The following is a 16,816-nucleotide window of genomic DNA, read 5'->3' as shown; positions in this document are numbered from 1 at the left end:
TCCAGCTGTCGCCGGGCCGCATATTTCAGACGATCCCGGTTTGTCCACTTCGGATCTCCGCCATGAAACGCATTTCTCGTCGAGGTGCCGGGCGCTCGTGGCCGGCGCTACTGGCTCTGCCCTGTTCCACCTTCTGCCTGGCCCTGGACACGGCTGCCATCGTCCCCACGGTGTCTTCGCCCGACTGCCTGGAGTACCAGGTCGTGGGCGTCTGCTACTGGCTGCGCTGTACCCAATTCGGTTGCAGCGTGAAGACCTCCGCCAAGGTCCGGCATTACGTGCCCGACGCGGTGGTCTCCAGCTACTCCACGACAGGCCAGAACCCCTGGCTGGAAGTCCGGGCCCTGAGTGCGCCGACCTCCGGCGCACAGGGCGGTGGCAGCGGCACCAGCAACAGCTCGCACGAAAACAGTCTCTCGGTGTTCAAGAACGTCGATGTGATCGGTCACCCCGGCATCACCGCCTTCAATACCTTCGCCAGCGGCTCGGGCTACGCCTGCGAGGGCGCGGGCACACCCTATGTGCCCAACTTCCTCAGCACCCTGGACCCGTTCGGCTGGCGTCATGGCATCCCGGAAAGCGTGTTCCCCCAGTCGCTGGTTCCGGGCATCCGTGAAGTCGGCAGCCGGCTGTCGATGAATCTCTGGGGCAACGTCTATCCGCGCAGTGGTTTCCTGCACCAGCCTGACGACTACAAGGCCTCTGCGGTGATGGCCCAGCGCGCGGGCGACATCGTCACCCGCCCAGGGCAGGTGCATGTCTATCGGCCATTGTTGGCGAGCGCCAAACCCGGCTACTGGCCCGCCGGCGAGCTGCGGGAGTCCGACGCCACGACGGGCAAGTGGCAGCAACTGGCGCCGACGGCCAGCGCGTCGTGTGCGACCTTTCCCGAGCCGGGCCCGCATCGACAGGCCCCGGATGGCGCCTATGCCTGGTCGCTCTGGCGTCCCTACAGCTGCTGCAAGCAGGAAGGACAGACGTTCCTGGGCAGCACCGGCGGTCAATGACACCGCGCTATCGACTCTCTCGCAATGGAGCCTCACTCATGACCCGGATGTCATCGTCTTCTCTCACCCCCTGGCTGTTCCTGGTTGCGACACTGACCAGTCTTCCGTGGCTGGCCGCCGCGACGGAGTCCGGCAGCAAAGGCAGTGCCATTGGTGATGACCTGTTGTACCAGGTCGGTGGCGGCAGCGCCGTGAACATGGGCCGAGCCGGCAACATGCAGAGCCTGGGCGTCGGCGTGGGCTGGAACAGCAACCTGCTGTGCGGGAACATGGACTTGAGCACCACCCTGCACAACCAGCTCAACGGTCTTACCGACGGTTTCCAGAACATCATGGGTGACCTGATCCAGGGTGCGACAGGGGCTGTGGCCTCGTTGCCGGCCCTGATCATCCAGCGGGCCGATCCTGGCCTCTACAACCTGCTGACCAATGGCATCCTGCAGGCGCGACTGGACTTCGATCGTTCCAAGTCCAGCTGTCGCGAAATGGCCGAGCGCATGATGAACGTCGCCGGCGGCCAGAACCGTTGGGGCGCGTTGGCCGAGGGTCAGGCACTCAAGGAGGCCATGAGCGGAAACCAGGATGCCGTGGCGGTCACCACCCAGGCCGAGGCGGACAATGGCAACACGGGGGTGCCCTGGGTTGGAGGGGAAAAGGCTGGTGGCAAACAGCAACCACCGATCAAGGTGGTCAAGGATGTGACCAAGGCCGGCTACAACCTGCTCAACGGTCGCAAGGCCACGGACAACAGCAGCATCGACCCCAAGGCCTGCAACAGCGGTCTGTTGTGCAAGACCTGGCAATCACCGGATGAGGCCGCCGGATTTGCCAACCGTGTACTGGGCGAGGACGAGCAGCAAACCTGCAAGGACTGCACCAAAAGCACCGCCACCGCAGGCGTGGGCCTGACACCGCTGATTCAGGAAGAGTACGAGGCCAAGCTCAAGGCGTTGGAGGCATTGATCGCTGGCAACCAGATCACCACGCCGGAAAACCTGGACGCCGCCGGCAGCAACTCGATGCCCATCACCCGGGGCGTTATCACCGCCCTGCGTGACGAACCAGACCAGGAGCTGCTGGCGCGGCGCCTGGCCTCGGAAATTGCCGTCACCAGTATCCTGGAGAAAGCCCTGTTGCTGCAGCGCACCCTGCTCGCCGGCAAGAAGGAGCCCAACGTGTACGCCAGCGGCTTGGCTGTCCAGGCCATCGACGTCGAGCGCGAGGCCCTGCAACAGGAAATCGCCAACCTGCTCACCGACCTGGAAATGCGCCGCTCGCTCACCAGCAATTCGCCCTCGGCGATCATTGCCCGACACCAGCAGCGCAAGGACAACTCGCGCACGATCTACGGAGGAGATCCGGAGGGCAATCGACTGGAGTCAGTGGAGCAGGAGATCAAGGGTGGTCGGTCGACGCAGCCGCGATGACCGGTGGCGTGGTCTCGACATCTTCCGAGGCACTGACCCGGTCATCACGACAGGCGACTCACTTGGACAGGGCCGCACTGGCCGGGCTCTTCCCCTTGGCATCATGATCGACTGGCTTGGTGGCGGCGACAGCGGTCGCCTTCGATAACCCATGGGTCGTCCGGGAGTGCGCAACACTGGAGGTGGCAACGCCATGCCCACGAGAGGTGCCATGGGCCCGACCGGTGTGCTGACCACTCACCCCATGGTCACGAACGGCTCTGCCGACATGATCAGCCTGCTGACCCAGTGCCAGGCCTTTGCCATCGGCATCCGCCGAATGGCCGGCCCCGACACCCGCGTGTCCACCCCCTCCCCACCGTGTCCGCCGTTACCACCGCCTCCGCCGCCCCCCTTGGCATAGGCTGCCGTCATGGGAGACAGTCGAGCCGGTAACAACGGGGCAGCGGCAAGCATCATGAAACAGGACATGATGGCAACCAGGTTGGTCTTTCTGAAACGCATGATGGCTTCCCATTGAGTGAGTCTGTTGAGCTCTCTACGACTCATTAATCCGAGAGCTGTTCAACGATGCACGACAGATGGAGGCCTTGCGGACACTTTAAAAAATGAATGAGAAAACTTCTCCCTGGATCCATGTTTGGGTACCCGGGAACAGCCAGATCAGGTGCAGGCCAATCGCCGATGGCACTCACTGATTGAAGGCACCACTGAGCACTTCGTAGATGATTCCGCTGGCAATGGATACGAGGATCAGGTCAGGCCCCGCCTGTTGCCATTCATAGCCTTCATAGCGCGGAAGTTGCCCCAGCAGCCGACCGTCGAGCCGCTTGGCGATGCCGGGCGGAAGCGGCTTGCCGCGGGCCAGGTTCTTGCGGATGCCCGGCGGCAGCGCAGGCCCTGGCTGCCAGTAGTCACGATAGCCACCCACCACGCCGAGCACGCCACCGCGGTCGATACGGGGACCCTGCTTCCACTCGCCATGGTCGGATCGCCTACCCCGGCCATGGTCGCCCTGCTCGTCCTGGTCCTGAAAGCCGTGGGAGAATTTCTTGCCATTGCCATTGCCGTTGCCCGGATCAGCCCAGGCGGCGGCAGATCCCGCGGTCAGAACCAGAATGGTCGCCAGGGACGTCAACAAGCGAACTTTGGACATGGTGGTGTTCCTGAAAAAGGGAATGTCGTCCCTACTACTGTAGCTGTCCCTGGGGGAGCCTGGCATTCAAGGCTGGATCGACCTCGCTCACGAAGTCGACAGCCTCCTCAGCTACGCCGCTGCCAGGTGAAGTTCAGGATCTCGCCGGGCGCCGCATTGCGTTGCAGGTGATCGACGATCACCACTTCCAGCTCGTCCATCTCCGACGCTGGCGCCCAGGCCTCGACCCACAACCCCTGCTCCACGACTTTCAGGAGGCAGCCACTACCGCCGAAGTCGATACGACTCTGGCCGTCCTGCTGCTCGACCTGAAACTTGTGTGCCCAGTGCCGCGACAGGCGATTGATCAGGCGTTGCGGTTGTTCGGTAGCGGTGGTGGCCTGGCTATACAGCATGACTGAGCTCCAGAAAACATGAATACATTAACGATATGCAGGATACCGGAGCAATGCAATGAAAAGCTGTCTGGCCTCAAGTGACACGGCCAGATGGAGGGGTGCGATCTTTGCGTTCACTTTTATGCCGGACGATTTTCTGCAACTCTTAGCAAGGTAAGTATTTTTTCTGAGACCCGATGATCGGCCAGCTCAAGACCCGGTACCCGGCACCAGGTCCGGGCGGTGGCCGAGCCAGCCTTTTACAATGCCCCGGTCTCGGCTCAGTGCCGGATGTTCAAGACCGCTGCACGAGCCGACTCGCCAGGAAACGGTGGTCGGCCGAGAACAGCCGACGGTAGGTCAGCCAGACCGCCAGCAGTGTTCCGATAGCAGAAGACGCCGCGATCATGAACATGATCACGATCTGGTAGCGAACGGCATCGATAGGGCTTTCGCCCGCGAGTACCTGACCCGTCATCATTCCAGGCAGGCTGACGATTCCGACGACCGTCATCTGATTGAGCGTCGGCATCATGCCGGCACTGATCGCCTGCCGGGCCGCTACCCGGGCAGCCTCCCAGCGCGAACCGCCCAGGGTCAGGATCATTTCCACCGTGCCACGGCCCGAGGTCAGTTCCTGCATCATCCGGTCCATCCCCAGGGAAACCCCCGTCAGGGTGTTACCCAGGATCATGCCGAGGATGGGAATGGCATACTGCGGCTCGTACCAGGGATGAATGCGAATGATGACCAGCAGGCCGATCGCCGTGATCAGCCAGGAGCTGATCCAGACCGAAAGCATGCTGTTGGCACGCAGGCCCCGGTAGGTCCGACGACCGCGACAGGCTGCCGCCCTGCCCGCTGTCCAGGTCATCAGGCACATGATCGGCAGGACCACGTACCAGTACGGGTAGGCGAACACCACGCCCAGCACGTAGCCGATCGCCAGCAGCTGGACCACGGTCCGCACGGCCGCCCAGAACAGCACCCGCTCGATTTCAAGCCTGAGCATCAGCGATATGATGCCATTGACCAGGATCAGCGAGGCCGCGATCGCCAAATCGGCGAGGGTCAGATTCTGGTAATTCATGGATTGAGCGCCCCCTGCAGGCTACCGGCCTGCATCTGCAGCATGAGATTGCTGACCCGCCTCGCCTGGCCATGATCATGGGAAACCCAGATGAAGGCATGCTCGGTCGCCGCTTTCATTTCGCACCAGCCCAGTATCAGGCGCTCGACCGCCTCGGCGGAGGCCGGGTCCAGGGCCGCAGTGGGCTCGTCCAGCAGTAACACGACAGGATCGAACTGAAGCGCCCTGATCAATGCCGCCACCTGTGCCTCCCCACCAGACAGCTCCGTTCCCCGTTTTTCCAGAAAGCCTTGTTCCTTGCCCGTGAGTTCCAGCAGGCCGATGACTCTCGAGCGGTCGAACGCCAGGTGTCGAAGCGTCTTGAGCGAGTAGGGAAAACGCAGGTTATCCTCGACACTGCCCTCGATCAGTGAGGGCCGTTGAGGCAGGTAACAGACCTGGTGGCGATAGAGCGGAACATCCTCGGCTGCGACGCCCCGGTCGCGCCAGCGAATCTCGCCAGCGCTGCTGGCATCGAGCTTGGCGAGGGTTCGCAGGAATACACTTTTGCCGGACCCGGATGAGCCGATGAGCGAAACCCGGTCCCCGCTGCGCAATTGAAAGTCCGTGCGCCTGAGCAGTTCATTGCCCGTGCGTTCATCGGTACGTTGCAGGCCCCGAGCCTCGATCAACACCGTTCGTTGTACAGGCTGAGAAACACCATCCGCCATGGTCAATCCGCTCACATCATCAAAGGAAAACTGCCACGATGGCCAAGCCGGTCCCCTGAACCACGCACGGGCAAGTTTAGGATGGCCCCTCAAAAGCGGCGATACTGTAGCAGTCATCGCCGGGAGGTCCACGCTGAACCGCCCACCGGGAGGGGCGATTCATTCCCCCGTAAGGACGACTTTGTAATGGAATACCCACGGATGTAATGCAATGTGTTCAGCCGGAGGGGCTCCCTCCACAGGGGACAGTTTTTTCTGGCGAGCTAGGCGAAAACCCGGCGGTCAACACGTCAGCGGGTCACAGAAGGCTCAGGAATGCTCGAGGAAAAGCAGCCGCGCAGCCAGCGCGGTCATGACCGCTGCCAGGCCATACGCCCCCACACACCCGCCTTTTCGGCCACGGCCGACACGAACCTGTAGCACGCTGGCGCATACGCCGAGGGCCGTATGGAAAACCAGTGCGATGGTCGCCAGGAGTCCTCCAAGCCCCCACAGCTGGAGCGTGACCCCACCGGCCTCGATGTCGACGAATTGCAGCAGGAAGACCATCAAGAACAGCAACGCCTTGGGATTGAGCAGGCTGTTGAAGGTGCCCCTGAGGACTATGCGTCGAAAAGGAGGCCAACGGCTGTTGCCCACCACCCTCGGATGCCGGCGTGACCAGCACCAGCCCGGCGAGGGCCATGACCCCTAGCCCACTCATCGGCTGCTAGGGGGACACTATCTCAAGCCAGAAAATACTTGGCGGCGCAAGCTCGCTGGTGTAACGTGAGGAATACTCTGTAATCGATTACAGAGCAGATCAAATTTCCATTGCTGGTCGGCTAATGCAGCAGGCCCACGCTGATGCGTGGGCATTTTTTTGCGTTGAGCCCATGAAAAACGAAATCCAACCCGCCATGGCGCCGGGTAGATAAATCAATTAGCCGTTACATTCACCACCCAAGGCTTGCGAGTCATGAAAAACCAATCCAGCAGCGCAGGTATTCTTTGGATCATTGCGGCCGTCGGCTGCCTGGCCCTACATGACTCCATCGCCCGCCAGATGGTTCTGGGGCTCCCTCTTGCTGTCGTGATCTGGATTCGCTACCTGGGCCAGGCCACCGTCATGTCGGCCACAGCCTTGGCTCGCGGAAAGATCGATGCATGGCGGTGCCACAAGCCGGTTGTGCACTTGGCGAGGGCTGTTTTTCTGGTTGCACTGAGCCTGACCTTCATGGGAGGCCTCAGGTATGTTCCACTTGCGCAATCCACAGCCTTGCTGTTTCTGGCGCCACTTTTCGTGCTGGTCATCAGCCGCCTGGTGTTCGACGAGCAAGTCCGCCTGATCCAGTGGCTGGCGGTGGTCGGTGGTCTTGCAGGTGTGTATCTGGTCATCCAGCCAGGCGCGGGGCACTTTGACTGGAACTACCTGTGGCCTTGCGCTGGCGCATTTTTCCTCAGTTGCTACCAACTGGCGACCCGCATGGGCGCGCGGTTCGACAATGCCGAAAGCGCGACTCTCTGGCTAGGACTATATGCCACCCTGCTTTGCAGCCTGATCATCCCCTGGTACTGGCAGTCCCCCTCACCCACACAGTGGATCGGTTTGATCGGCATGGGCTGCATCGGCTCGCTGGCCCACTGGTTTTTTGCGACGGCCTACAGCAAGGCCAGCCCGGCATTGCTCGCCCCCTTTACCTATGTGCAAGTACCGTTCTCCGCACTGCTGGGTTTTGTTTTCTTTTCTTCCCTGCCAACCCCATCAGCCTGGGCGGGCATTGCCTTGATCATGCTCAGCGGGCTGATCGTCGCACTGCCAGACAACAAGCGTCGGGCGCACACATTGGCGTGAGACGCCGGCAAGCAGTTCGTCATCATTCAAACCGGGAGGTACCCATGCCCATACTACGCGGACTCACAGAACTGATCGCCTTTCAACTCATTGGCAGCCTATTGAGCTCATGGCTTGGCAACGTCATTCCCGGGCCCATCGCCGGACTCGTCCTGCTGCTGGTTTATCTGTGCCTCCAGGGCGAAATCAACACGGGGCTTGAAACAGCCGCCTCCGGCTTGCTGCGATGCATGCCGCTGCTATTGGTACCGGCAGCCGTCGGGGTCATGGCGTGGTTTGACGTAATCGCTCCACTGGCGCTGAAGATCCTGCTGATCCTCTGCGTATCGCTATTTCCGGCAATGATTTTCGCAGGTGTGCTGATGCAGTACCTGATCAACAGGAAGGAGAACCCATAGGCATGACCGACTCAGTGAAAACCATCCTGCAGCACCCGTTGCTTTATCTGGGCCTCACACTGGTGGCCTTCCAGGGTGCAGCCTATCTGAGCCGACGGACCGGCTACGTTTTTCTGCAGCCGGTGCTGGTCAGCTCAGCCGTCATTATCAGCGTGTTGAGCCTGCTACACATCTCCTATCAGCAATACCTTCAGGGCGTCTCGGTGCTGAACATGCTATTGGGGCCTGCCACTGTCGCGCTGGCTATCCCTCTCTACCAGAACCTGGGGCGAATCAGGCGTCTGATGGGACCGATCCTGATCACAGTGCTGTCTGGAGGAACAGTCGCCACCTTACTGACCGTGGTCATGGGCAGCCTGCTGGGCATCGACCACCCAATGGTCGTGACGCTGGCCCCGAAGTCGGTGACATCGCCGATCGCCATGCTGGTCGCCAATCAGTCCGGTGGTATCGCAGCACTGGCTGCAGTGTTCGTGCTGATTACCGGTGTCCTGGGTGCGGTATTCGGGCCCAGCCTGCTCAAACTTGCCAAAGTGGAACATCCAGCCGCCTACGGTATGGCCCTAGGCTTGACCGCCCACGCTGTTGGCACCTCAAGGGCTCTCGAGGAAGGTCATACCCACGGAGCCTACGCTGCCCTGGCCATGAGCCTGATGGGCATCCTGAGCGCAGTCATCCTTCCCCTCGCCCTGGCCTACCTCTGATCCCGATCCATAGGCCTGCTCGTCGGGGCAGACACAAAAACGCCCACCAGAGGTGGGCGTCCTGAGCCATCGGGCCATCAGAAAACGGTCGTGAGAACCTGCTTGCTGACTGCCTCTTCAATGCTCAATGCAGCCAGCCAAGAGGTCTTGACGTTATCGGGCAGCGGATTGTTCACCAGGCGGATTTCCAGCTCGCCAAATGCACCCTTCACGTTGACCTCATGCACGTTCTTCGCGACGGTCGGGTCGGCAATGAGCTCCACTTTGGTCTCGTCGAAACCGACGCCCGACAGGGCTACCGCAGCCGTCACGTTGGCGTTTTTTGGGAAACGCATCGACGCTTCAGCCGCTGTGCCACGGAAGATCGTGGTTGGGATTTCTATACGCTGAAGATCAAACTCGTCTTCTGCTGGAGTACCAGCCCAAGCCTGAGGCGGCTTGCGCCCGGTGTAGACGACAGCCTCAAGGCCTGCCGAGCGAGCGGAACGCATCGCATCCAGGCCACCGATAGCACCCGATACCAGAATCAAACGCGCCCCACCCTTCTCTGCGGCCGACTCCAGCTTGCCTGCCAGCTCACGGTCAGCCATGGCACCAATCGACGCAATCACCACATCCACGCCTGCTTCAAGCACCTGCGGAACCACATGCACGACAGCACCATGACCGGCGCACTCGATCACCAGATCAGGCTTCCAGGCTAACAGCTCGCCAGCCCCGTAAAACAACTCGATGGAATTCTCGGCCGCAAAACCGACAGCCGCAGCAGAAGGGTCGATCACCGCATATTCGGCGTTTGGGAGATGATCCTTTTTCAACGCGGCAAGAACCCGCTTGCCTATGGCGCCCAGACCAATGATGCCGACCCGTTTGATAGTTTTTTTGCTCATTTGGATGACTCCCAGAATTCCCGCAGCAAGGCGACATATTGTTCAGTGCGAGTAACGGGTGCGAAGTGACCGCCGGACAGCTCGACCAACCGTGCCCGAGGGATCAGCGACGCCAACTCTTCGGAGTGGTGGAACGGAATGATGAAATCATCCCAAGCCCCTATGACAGTGGCAGGACAGTTGATTCGCAGCAATTCGTCACGCCGGCTATACGCCTGGAGCATATCCATGCGGGCCTGCGTCATCGCCTCATCCACCGAACTGGGAGCACCATAGTCCAGACTCTCCTGCACAGCGAAGTTCTCGCCGTACCAGGTCGACGGGTAAGCAACCAGCCGCGTCATGGCGTTATAGGCAGTCCCCCCGAGGTGCTGGAGGACATATTTGCGGTACGCGAAGAAATCGCGAAAGCGTTTGTCCGGTTTGGTCCACCCACTACTCAACACAATGCTTCTGACTCGATCGGCATGGTCCAACGCCATGCACTGTGTCACCAACGACCCCGTCGAGTGCCCAACCACGTGAGCACTCTGGACGTCACGCTCGGCCATCACCTGCAGGAGCGCCTCAGCAATACCGGGGATCGTCGGTAATCCGTCTATTTCGCTAAGACCGACCCCCGGGTGATCGAAGGTAATCACTCGATAGTGATCGGCCAGAATGTCCACGACCGGCTGCCAGAAAGCGCCAAGGCCGCCCAAGCCAGACACGAGGATGACGGCATCCCCCCGGCCTTCCTCTCGCGAGTGAATCTTCAATGCCATGGTCGGTCAGTCCAATCAGTTTTTGGTATAGGCGAATACGCCGCTGGCTTCGATCTGCTCGATGTTCGAAGGCCGCTCGAAAGGCTCCGGTGCAGGTTCTCCATGCTTGCGCGGACGCCCCACATCACGGAAGAAGTCTTCGAGGCCGCTCGGGTTCATGAACCATACCCAGTGCAGGTCGACCTGGCCGTCGTTGCAGAACGTGTGGGAGTTGTGCTCGCCCAGAAACAGGGTCACGCCTGGCTCGAGCTTGTACTCCTTGCCATCGACGATGGCCGTGCCGGTACCCGAAACGAAGTGCAGAACTTCTTCATTGGCGGCATGCGCATGCTCACGGACCCGCCCGCCCGGTGGCAGCATCTGGGTCCCGACAGAGAAGTTGCGATTCATCTTGAAGTGATTCGGCGAGACGGCGACGGAGACATAACCATTCGCCGGTTTGGGTTGCCAGTAACTGACTTCAGTCTCACGGGTCACGTAAACCAGAGTGCCCTTCTCTTCAGCGGTGGGGGTTTTCAGGGTGGAATCGCTCATCTTGAATCCTCGATTTGGTTTGCATTCAGTTGTTTTTGTAATCGTTTACATTCATGGCAAAAAAACAGCTTTCCCAGCCACGGGCTGATAGATCGGGCGGCCATTAACGACTAATCGGCACCAAGTGCCCTTGATGTCCAGTCGCTTCACAGCCAATTTTGTAAACGATTACTTTCCACGGCGCAAGCGGTTTTTCAGTCACTGCCACATTGCCTTCCCTATCAATTTATCCCAGCTCCCACGCGTCCTGGACTGATATGGATCAAGCAATTGCGCAGTCCCATCAACCCAATAGGTGCCGGCACAGAAAACTCAAGGTGCTCGCCTTCGCCGCCAGGGCGGCCTCCATGCTGTAGTTGGGGCGGTGCGGACAGGCAAAACCGTGACCCACGCCCGGATACAGCTCAAAACTGACCTCCCCCGTCGCGGCTATCAACGGCATCAACTCACCCACCTGCGCCGCGGTAATCAGATGATCTTCTTCAGCGAAGTGAAAGAGATAGGGAAACGCCATGGCCGGATTGCGCGCAAGTGTCTCGGCGATATTGCTGCCGTAGTAACTCACTCCGGCACTGAGCCCCTGCGTGCTGGCCAGCTCATAAGCCAGCTTGCCCCCCATGCAATACCCTACCACCCCAATCCGGCCCGCAACCTGAGAGAGCGTCTGCAGGCGTTTGATCGCCAACTCCAGATCCTGCCGGGCAACCAGGGCATCCATTGCCTGATAATGGAGATAGGCCGCCTGGGTACCTTCGGGGTCATAGGCAAGCTCGGTCCGATATTCCCGACGCCAGAATACGTCGGGAGCCAGCACCACAAAGCCGTCGGCCGCATACTGCTCAGCCAGACTCCTGATGTGCTCGTTAACCCCCCAGATCTCCTGAATGAGCAGTAGACCTGGCCCGCTACCACGGGGCGGCAAGGCCAGGTAGCCGGAGTAGCCTCCCGGTCCCTGCCCTGCGATATCGATCCATTCACCCACAATACGCTCCAAAAAAAAGCCGCCCTTGTAGGGCGGAAGAGGTAACAGGCATTGCCAAGAAAAAATTGGCCCGACTGGTACCGGGCCACATAAAAAGCGCGAGTCACCAACGATGCTCTCCGAGCGTTCGACTGCATGCGGGTGACCAACCCCTCGAATGCCCGAGAGCAATGTCAGGCTGCTGCGTGATCTGATATCAGCCATGACAGCGATCCGACGAAGAAAAATGTAATCGTTTACAGCGCGATCGTCAATGCCAGAAAACGACATGCCTAAAAGCGCCACCGGGATTTCCAGATAAGAATGTAAACGTTTACAATTCTTTCAAAATACAACATCGCACAACACTGGAGGGTTGCACCATGCGGGGAGTTCCCATAGCCATCAAGGGTAGAATCCTGTTTATTTCCGGAATTTGCCTACTCGCAGTGGTGAGCTGCCTGGTGACGTTCTCGATCGTTCACATCCAGGCAACAACCAGCCTGGTGGTACAGAGCAGCACGCGCTCGATGCGTGATGCGGCAATGCTCTACCTCAATGCCGAGAGTGCTGGACTGGCCGAGACCGTCCGGGAGCGTTTCGCCGTTTCCAACCGTTTCGCCAGAGCTGTCGCTGCCCAAGTGAGCCTACTCAGAGACAAGGTTCGACAAGGTGAGAATCCGCAAGCCGCAAGGCGTGCAGTCGTGGAAACGATGCAGCGTCAACTGGCCGCCACACCGGAGGTACTCGGCGTAGCCGTGGCATTCGACCCTGATGCATTCGACGACCAGGACTCAAGGCAGATCAAGGCTACCGGCCTGATGGGCAATGACAGCGGCCGGCTTGCGGCCTATGTGTCTACCCAGGAGAACTTCATCATTCCCGACAGCGACCTTGTCGATGACGGTGATCCCACAAAACTCTGGTACTCCTGCCCACACAAGACACGCGCCACTTGCGTACTCGAACCGTACAGCTACACGCTCAACGGCAAGCCAACGTTAATGTCCAGTATTGCCATTCCCCTTTTGGATCCGGTCAAGGGGGTCATTGGCGTGGTCAGTGTCGACTTGACACTGGAGGGGCTGCAACAGCTGGCCACACAGGCCAAAGACAGGCTGTACGCCGGCGCCGCCGATGTCACCTACATCAGCGCACAGGGCATTGTCAGCGGTCGCAGCGCCTCTGCCGACGCGCTCGGCCAGGCCTTGAAAGCGGTCGCGCCCACCGAATGGAGCCCTCGTCTCGACGACGCGCGGCGAACCCGTGAGGCCCGTCACGTAGAGGATCATCCTGGCTTTATCACCGTGGCCAACGCCTTCGAACCGATCCCGGGAGCGGCGGCCTGGCAGGTTCTGATCAGCGTACCGGAACCCGTGCTCATGACCCCCGCCCTCGACCTGCAGTCAAAGCTGCAGGAGTCATCCAGGCAAAGCCTGCAAGCTCAAGCCCTGCTGGGGGGCGCCGTCGGCCTGGTCGGTCTGATTGTCATGTGGCTGCTGGGGCGTGGAATCAGCAACCCGATTCGACGGGTATGCGGAATGCTTCAGGACATCGCCAATGGCGAGGGTGATCTCACTCAACGCCTAAAATCCGAACGGGCCGACGAAATGGGCGAACTGGCGAATGGGTTCAATCGTTTCCTGGACAAGGTTCAACCGGTGATCGCTCAGTTGAGCACGACCTCCGACCAGGTCAGAACCACCGCCCAGACGGTGGCCATGGCTGCTGGCGACACCAGCAACGGCATGGACCAACAACTTCGCGAAGTCGACCAGGTCGCTACCGCAGCGAACGAGATGAGCGCCACCTCACAGGATGTCGCACGCAATGCCGCGCAAGCGGCCGAGGCCGCAAAGGCCGGTGATGCCGCAGCGGGCCGCTGCCGGACGATTATCGTACAGGCCTCCAGCTCGATCGAGCGCCTGGCGCAAGGCATGAACGACGCGATGGCCGACGTACGCCATCTGGAAGCCAGCAGCCAGACCATCGGCTCCGTACTGGAGGTGATTCGCTCCATTGCCGAGCAGACCAATCTGTTGGCCCTCAACGCGGCAATCGAAGCGGCCCGTGCGGGAGAAAGCGGTCGGGGGTTCGCTGTCGTGGCCGATGAGGTCCGCCACCTCGCCAAACGAACCCAGGACTCCATCAGCGAGATTCACGGCGTCATCGACCGGTTGCAGAGCGGCACACGAAATGTCGTGGCGGTCATCGAGGTCCAGCATGACCTGGCAGACGCCAGCATGGCCCAGGCACAGCAGGCGGTCGCGGCTCTGGAACAGGTCAACCTGAGTATTGAGACCATCACCGAGATGAACCTGCAGATCGCCAGCGCCGCCGAGGAGCAGAGCGCCGTGTCGGAGGAAGTCAATCGTAACGTTGCCGCGATCCGCGACGTGACCGGCCTGCTGGCCAGGCAAGCCACTGAATCGGCACAAACCAGTCAGGCCCTGACCTCTCTGGCCAACCAGCAACAGACGCTGGTCAGCCACTTCAAGGTCTAGGCCTCATTGCGAGGGCAGTCAGCACTGCCCTCCTACTTGCCGGTTAGCGCGCATCACAACCTGATGCAGAACGCATAGATCAGGGCCGACAGGAAGGCCAGGCTGGCACTGATAGCCAGTGCCAACGCAAATGAGGCCGTTTGCTCGACCAGCAGACCGGTGACCACAGGAGCCGCCGAGCCGCCGAGGTACCCACCAAACGTCAGCAGGCTGCCCATGGTTGCCACGTATCGGCTCTCGACCATGACCCCGGCAAGTGCCCAGGTGCCGACATTGGCAAAGTAGATGAAGAACATGGACATCGAGATCGCACACAGAGCCACCGTAAGGCTCGGCGTGTAGGCGGCAATGAGCGTGGCGACGCCAGCGCCGACGAGCCCACCACAGATCGGGATCTTGCGGCTCAACGACAGCGAAACATTTCGCCTGGCCAGAGCGTCCAGCAGCAGCCCGGCGGCGATCTGACCCAACATGCCCAGCAGGTACGGGACGGCCGCCATCCAGCCGGCTGAAACGATGCTCACTTTACGCTCCATCTGCAGATAGACCGGCAACCAGGACATGTAGAGCCAGATCGTGTAGATCACCCCCGCCGAACCGAAGATCATCGCCCAGGTGTTGAGGTGCCTGAAAAGACCCGCCCATTCGCGCAAGGAGATGCCTGTACGACGAGACGGCATCCCGGCCTGAACATCGACCGTGTCGCGGTTCCTGTAGAGTCTTAGCCAGGCAATACCGACGAGAACGCCCGTCGCCCCCAACAGAATGAACATCTCGCGCCAACCAATCGCGAGCATGAGGTTGGTCAGCAAGGGCGGTGCAATGGCGGGAGCGACGGTTCCAGCCAGGAGAAACACACCCGTTGCACCGCCCCGCCTATCCTTGTCAAACCATTCGCTGACCGCCTTTGCGCTCGCCGGGTAGTGTGGCGCCTCTCCCACCCCCAGAACCGCCCGCCCGATCAGCATTTGCGAGAAGGAGTTGGCCAGGCCGCAAAACGCCTGGGCCAGGGACCAGACGATCAAGCCGCAGCCGAGAACCAGGCGTGCTCCCAGCCGGTCCAGCGCCAGGCCAACGGGCAATTGCGACAAGGCGTAGACCAGGGAAAACGCCGAGAGCAACAAGCCCATCTGCGATGGCGTGATCTGCAGATCATGGGAGACCAGCGGGTTGGCGATCGACAGCGCACTGCGATCGAGGTTGTTCAGCAGTCCGGCGACAACGAGCAGGATCAACGTGACCGTTTGAAAATGCCGCAGGCCTGGAGTGGGTCGAACGTCAGTCGAGCGAAGGTTGCTCATGAGGAAATCCTTTCAAGGCGCCAGCACCTGCCGGCGTGCAAAAAACAGCCCAGCATTGAGCTGGGCTGTGGGTGCTAGTCGTTCTTGCGCCAGGTATCACTGAGCGTGTAACCGGTGGGGAACGGGTCGGCAGGATCAAGCACGTACTGATGGAAGCCCGTCAGATACGCCTGCCCCTTGATCGTTGGACGGATGCCCGGCTTGTCACCGATGGTCAGCGTCTCGGCAATCTCACCGACGAACTCGGTACTCAGGATCGACTCGTGAATGAGTTTCTCGCCCACCCCGATCTGGCCACGCGCGTGCATGACGGCCAGGCGTGCGCTGGTGCCGGTACCACACGGGGAACGGTCGAGACGCCCGGGAGACACGATCACCCCGTTGCGAGCGCGCTTGCCTTGAGGATCATCGCGAACCGGGCCGGCAAACAGGGTCTGGTTGATGGTGTGAATCTGCGGCTGCTCGGGGTGTACCGCAGGAATCTGCTCGGCTGCCGCGGCCTTGATCGCCTCGCCCACAGTCACCAACGTGGCGGCTTCATCCGGGACGATATCGAATCCCAGCGCCTGGGCGTCCGCCAGCACGTAGATCATGCCGCCGTAGGCCACGTCGACCTTCAGCGTACCGAGGTTCGGGACCTCGATGTACTTGTCCAGCGCGAAGACAAAACACGGCACATTCGAGAACTTGACGCTCAGCACCTTGCCATCCCGGCATTCGGCCTCGACCCGCACCAGCCCGCCCGGAGCCTCGAGAGCCAGGTGCGTGACCGGCTCGACCATGGGAATCATGCCGGTTTCCAAGAGGACGGTCACGGTGCAGATAGTGTTTGAACCGGACATCGGCGGATAGAACTCCGACTCCATGATCACGAAACCCGCGTCCGCCTCGGGGTGGGACGACGGCAGCACCAGGTTCACGCACTGGGTCACGGAACCACGAGGCTCCTGCAGAATCAGCTTGCGAATGTCGTCTGCCTGGGTCTCCAGGTACTTCATCTTGTCGAACATCGTCTGGCCCGGTACATCGAGGACGCCACCCGTGATGACGTCATTGCGCTCGCCTGCCACGTGGGCGCCGACAACATTGATCATGCGTTTGAATTTCATGGGATATTGTTCTTTTCAGATCGCAGGGACGATAGGCGGAAGGCTACCCC

Annotated in this window: 18 protein-coding genes and 1 pseudogene; 7 read left to right on the top strand and 12 right to left on the bottom strand. The window is 60.6% G+C overall.

Features of this window, described 5'->3' with window-relative positions; genetic code table 11:
• The first annotated feature begins 62 nt into the window (after nucleotides 1-62).
• Nucleotides 63-1,007 (top strand): TIGR03756 family integrating conjugative element protein, encoded by a 945-nt coding sequence (locus tag HU752_RS13770; RefSeq protein ID WP_186688275.1) that lies wholly within the window; start codon nucleotides 63-65, stop codon nucleotides 1,005-1,007.
• A gap of 38 nt (nucleotides 1,008-1,045) precedes the next feature.
• Nucleotides 1,046-2,434 carry an integrating conjugative element protein gene (locus HU752_RS13765; RefSeq protein WP_186688272.1) on the top strand — a complete coding sequence of 463 codons (1,389 nt, stop codon included), beginning with the start codon at nucleotides 1,046-1,048 and terminating at the stop codon, nucleotides 2,432-2,434.
• 237 nt (nucleotides 2,435-2,671) lie between these two features.
• On the opposite strand, the gene HU752_RS31980 is transcribed toward HU752_RS13765, so the two are convergent.
• The 6 genes from HU752_RS31980 to HU752_RS13735 all read right to left on the bottom strand — a co-directional run bounded on the left by HU752_RS31980 (nucleotide 2,672) and on the right by HU752_RS13735 (nucleotide 6,406).
• Entirely contained in the window at nucleotides 2,672-2,938 is a 267-nt protein-coding gene (locus HU752_RS31980) for a hypothetical protein (RefSeq protein ID WP_367616513.1), read from the bottom strand.
• 187 nt (nucleotides 2,939-3,125) lie between these two features.
• The gene (locus tag HU752_RS13755; RefSeq protein WP_186680263.1) at nucleotides 3,126-3,590 is read right to left on the bottom strand and encodes an anti-virulence regulator CigR family protein; all 465 of its coding nucleotides are present in this window, start codon (nucleotides 3,588-3,590) and stop codon (nucleotides 3,126-3,128) included.
• 107 nt (nucleotides 3,591-3,697) lie between these two features.
• Complete coding sequence (locus HU752_RS13750) at nucleotides 3,698-3,985, bottom strand: DUF2218 domain-containing protein (protein ID WP_186680260.1); 288 nt, start codon at nucleotides 3,983-3,985, stop codon at nucleotides 3,698-3,700.
• A gap of 277 nt (nucleotides 3,986-4,262) precedes the next feature.
• Nucleotides 4,263-5,057, bottom strand: a complete 795-nt coding sequence (locus HU752_RS13745) for an ABC transporter permease (RefSeq protein WP_186680257.1) — start codon at nucleotides 5,055-5,057, stop codon at nucleotides 4,263-4,265.
• On the bottom strand, nucleotides 5,054-5,767 hold the full coding sequence (locus HU752_RS13740) for an ABC transporter ATP-binding protein (protein WP_186680307.1): 714 nt from the start codon (nucleotides 5,765-5,767) through the stop codon (nucleotides 5,054-5,056). Before HU752_RS13740 ends, HU752_RS13745 begins: the two co-directional genes overlap by 4 nt.
• Nucleotides 5,768-6,076: 309 nt before the next feature.
• Complete coding sequence (locus HU752_RS13735) at nucleotides 6,077-6,406, bottom strand: LysE family transporter (protein ID WP_225920140.1); 330 nt, start codon at nucleotides 6,404-6,406, stop codon at nucleotides 6,077-6,079.
• A gap of 319 nt (nucleotides 6,407-6,725) precedes the next feature.
• On the opposite strand from HU752_RS13735, the gene HU752_RS13730 reads away from it, so the two are divergent.
• From HU752_RS13730 to HU752_RS13720, 3 genes are read left to right on the top strand one after another with little or no spacing between them, the layout of a single operon-like run.
• The gene (locus tag HU752_RS13730) at nucleotides 6,726-7,601 is read left to right on the top strand and encodes a DMT family transporter (protein WP_186680253.1); all 876 of its coding nucleotides are present in this window, start codon (nucleotides 6,726-6,728) and stop codon (nucleotides 7,599-7,601) included.
• A 44-nt stretch (nucleotides 7,602-7,645) separates the two neighbouring features.
• Nucleotides 7,646-7,999 carry a CidA/LrgA family protein gene (locus HU752_RS13725; protein WP_186680252.1) on the top strand — a complete coding sequence of 118 codons (354 nt, stop codon included), beginning with the start codon at nucleotides 7,646-7,648 and terminating at the stop codon, nucleotides 7,997-7,999.
• Complete coding sequence (locus tag HU752_RS13720; protein ID WP_437182368.1) at nucleotides 7,996-8,703, top strand: LrgB family protein; 708 nt, start codon at nucleotides 7,996-7,998, stop codon at nucleotides 8,701-8,703. Before HU752_RS13725 ends, HU752_RS13720 begins: the two co-directional genes overlap by 4 nt.
• A 77-nt stretch (nucleotides 8,704-8,780) precedes the next feature.
• Here the strand turns inward: HU752_RS13720 and HU752_RS13715 are convergent, their stop codons facing one another.
• The 4 genes from HU752_RS13715 to HU752_RS13700 form a co-directional block, all read right to left on the bottom strand.
• On the bottom strand, nucleotides 8,781-9,593 hold the full coding sequence (locus HU752_RS13715) for an aspartate dehydrogenase (protein WP_186680248.1): 813 nt from the start codon (nucleotides 9,591-9,593) through the stop codon (nucleotides 8,781-8,783).
• Nucleotides 9,590-10,357: an alpha/beta fold hydrolase gene (locus HU752_RS13710; RefSeq protein WP_186680246.1), complete on the bottom strand. Its 768-nt coding sequence runs from the start codon at nucleotides 10,355-10,357 to the stop codon at nucleotides 9,590-9,592. Before HU752_RS13710 ends, HU752_RS13715 begins: the two co-directional genes overlap by 4 nt.
• A 15-nt stretch (nucleotides 10,358-10,372) precedes the next feature.
• Nucleotides 10,373-10,891: a cupin domain-containing protein gene (locus tag HU752_RS13705; RefSeq protein WP_186680244.1), complete on the bottom strand. Its 519-nt coding sequence runs from the start codon at nucleotides 10,889-10,891 to the stop codon at nucleotides 10,373-10,375.
• A 283-nt stretch (nucleotides 10,892-11,174) separates the two neighbouring features.
• Nucleotides 11,175-12,077, bottom strand: coding sequence for a dienelactone hydrolase family protein (locus tag HU752_RS13700; RefSeq protein ID WP_186680242.1), 903 nt, complete (start codon nucleotides 12,075-12,077; stop codon nucleotides 11,175-11,177).
• A 158-nt stretch (nucleotides 12,078-12,235) separates the two neighbouring features.
• Here HU752_RS13700 and HU752_RS32160 point away from each other — a divergent pair.
• Nucleotides 12,236-13,495 (top strand): annotated as a pseudogene (locus HU752_RS32160) (methyl-accepting chemotaxis protein); the annotation flags it as partial.
• Between the two features lie 78 nt (nucleotides 13,496-13,573).
• Complete coding sequence (locus tag HU752_RS32155) at nucleotides 13,574-14,356, top strand: methyl-accepting chemotaxis protein (protein ID WP_437182367.1); 783 nt, start codon at nucleotides 13,574-13,576, stop codon at nucleotides 14,354-14,356.
• Nucleotides 14,357-14,409: 53 nt separating this feature from the next.
• Here HU752_RS32155 and HU752_RS13690 read toward each other — a convergent pair whose 3' ends face one another.
• Together HU752_RS13690 and HU752_RS13685 are read right to left on the bottom strand one after the other, a co-directional pair.
• Nucleotides 14,410-15,657: an MFS transporter gene (locus tag HU752_RS13690; RefSeq protein ID WP_186680236.1), complete on the bottom strand. Its 1,248-nt coding sequence runs from the start codon at nucleotides 15,655-15,657 to the stop codon at nucleotides 14,410-14,412.
• A 74-nt stretch (nucleotides 15,658-15,731) separates the two neighbouring features.
• Complete coding sequence (locus HU752_RS13685; RefSeq protein WP_186680234.1) at nucleotides 15,732-16,766, bottom strand: proline racemase family protein; 1,035 nt, start codon at nucleotides 16,764-16,766, stop codon at nucleotides 15,732-15,734.
• Nucleotides 16,767-16,816: the final 50 nt, after the last annotated feature.

Source organism: Pseudomonas vanderleydeniana, from assembly GCF_014268755.2.
GTDB classification, from domain to species: domain Bacteria; phylum Pseudomonadota; class Gammaproteobacteria; order Pseudomonadales; family Pseudomonadaceae; genus Aquipseudomonas; species Aquipseudomonas vanderleydeniana.
Note: the sequence above shows the minus strand (reverse complement) of the source record. Positions and strands in the feature narration are given on the sequence as shown.

What these genes read in the sequence shown, in the direction of transcription:
- HU752_RS13770 (WP_186688275.1), top strand. Translation starts at nt 63, where the DNA reads ATGAAACGCATTTCTCGTCGAGGTGCCGGGCGCTCGTGGCCGGCGCTA.
- HU752_RS13765 (WP_186688272.1), top strand. Translation starts at nt 1,046, where the DNA reads ATGACCCGGATGTCATCGTCTTCTCTCACCCCCTGGCTGTTCCTGGTT.
- HU752_RS31980 (WP_367616513.1), bottom strand. Translation starts at nt 2,938, where the DNA reads ATGCGTTTCAGAAAGACCAACCTGGTTGCCATCATGTCCTGTTTCATG.
- HU752_RS13755 (WP_186680263.1), bottom strand. Translation starts at nt 3,590, where the DNA reads ATGTCCAAAGTTCGCTTGTTGACGTCCCTGGCGACCATTCTGGTTCTG.
- HU752_RS13750 (WP_186680260.1), bottom strand. Translation starts at nt 3,985, where the DNA reads ATGCTGTATAGCCAGGCCACCACCGCTACCGAACAACCGCAACGCCTG.
- HU752_RS13745 (WP_186680257.1), bottom strand. Translation starts at nt 5,057, where the DNA reads ATGAATTACCAGAATCTGACCCTCGCCGATTTGGCGATCGCGGCCTCG.
- HU752_RS13740 (WP_186680307.1), bottom strand. Translation starts at nt 5,767, where the DNA reads ATGGCGGATGGTGTTTCTCAGCCTGTACAACGAACGGTGTTGATCGAG.
- HU752_RS13730 (WP_186680253.1), top strand. Translation starts at nt 6,726, where the DNA reads ATGAAAAACCAATCCAGCAGCGCAGGTATTCTTTGGATCATTGCGGCC.
- HU752_RS13725 (WP_186680252.1), top strand. Translation starts at nt 7,646, where the DNA reads ATGCCCATACTACGCGGACTCACAGAACTGATCGCCTTTCAACTCATT.
- HU752_RS13715 (WP_186680248.1), bottom strand. Translation starts at nt 9,593, where the DNA reads ATGAGCAAAAAAACTATCAAACGGGTCGGCATCATTGGTCTGGGCGCC.
- HU752_RS13710 (WP_186680246.1), bottom strand. Translation starts at nt 10,357, where the DNA reads ATGGCATTGAAGATTCACTCGCGAGAGGAAGGCCGGGGGGATGCCGTC.
- HU752_RS13705 (WP_186680244.1), bottom strand. Translation starts at nt 10,891, where the DNA reads ATGAGCGATTCCACCCTGAAAACCCCCACCGCTGAAGAGAAGGGCACT.
- HU752_RS13700 (WP_186680242.1), bottom strand. Translation starts at nt 12,077, where the DNA reads ATGGCTGATATCAGATCACGCAGCAGCCTGACATTGCTCTCGGGCATT.
- HU752_RS32155 (WP_437182367.1), top strand. Translation starts at nt 13,574, where the DNA reads ATGGCTGCTGGCGACACCAGCAACGGCATGGACCAACAACTTCGCGAA.
- HU752_RS13690 (WP_186680236.1), bottom strand. Translation starts at nt 15,657, where the DNA reads ATGAGCAACCTTCGCTCGACTGACGTTCGACCCACTCCAGGCCTGCGG.
- HU752_RS13685 (WP_186680234.1), bottom strand. Translation starts at nt 16,766, where the DNA reads ATGAAATTCAAACGCATGATCAATGTTGTCGGCGCCCACGTGGCAGGC.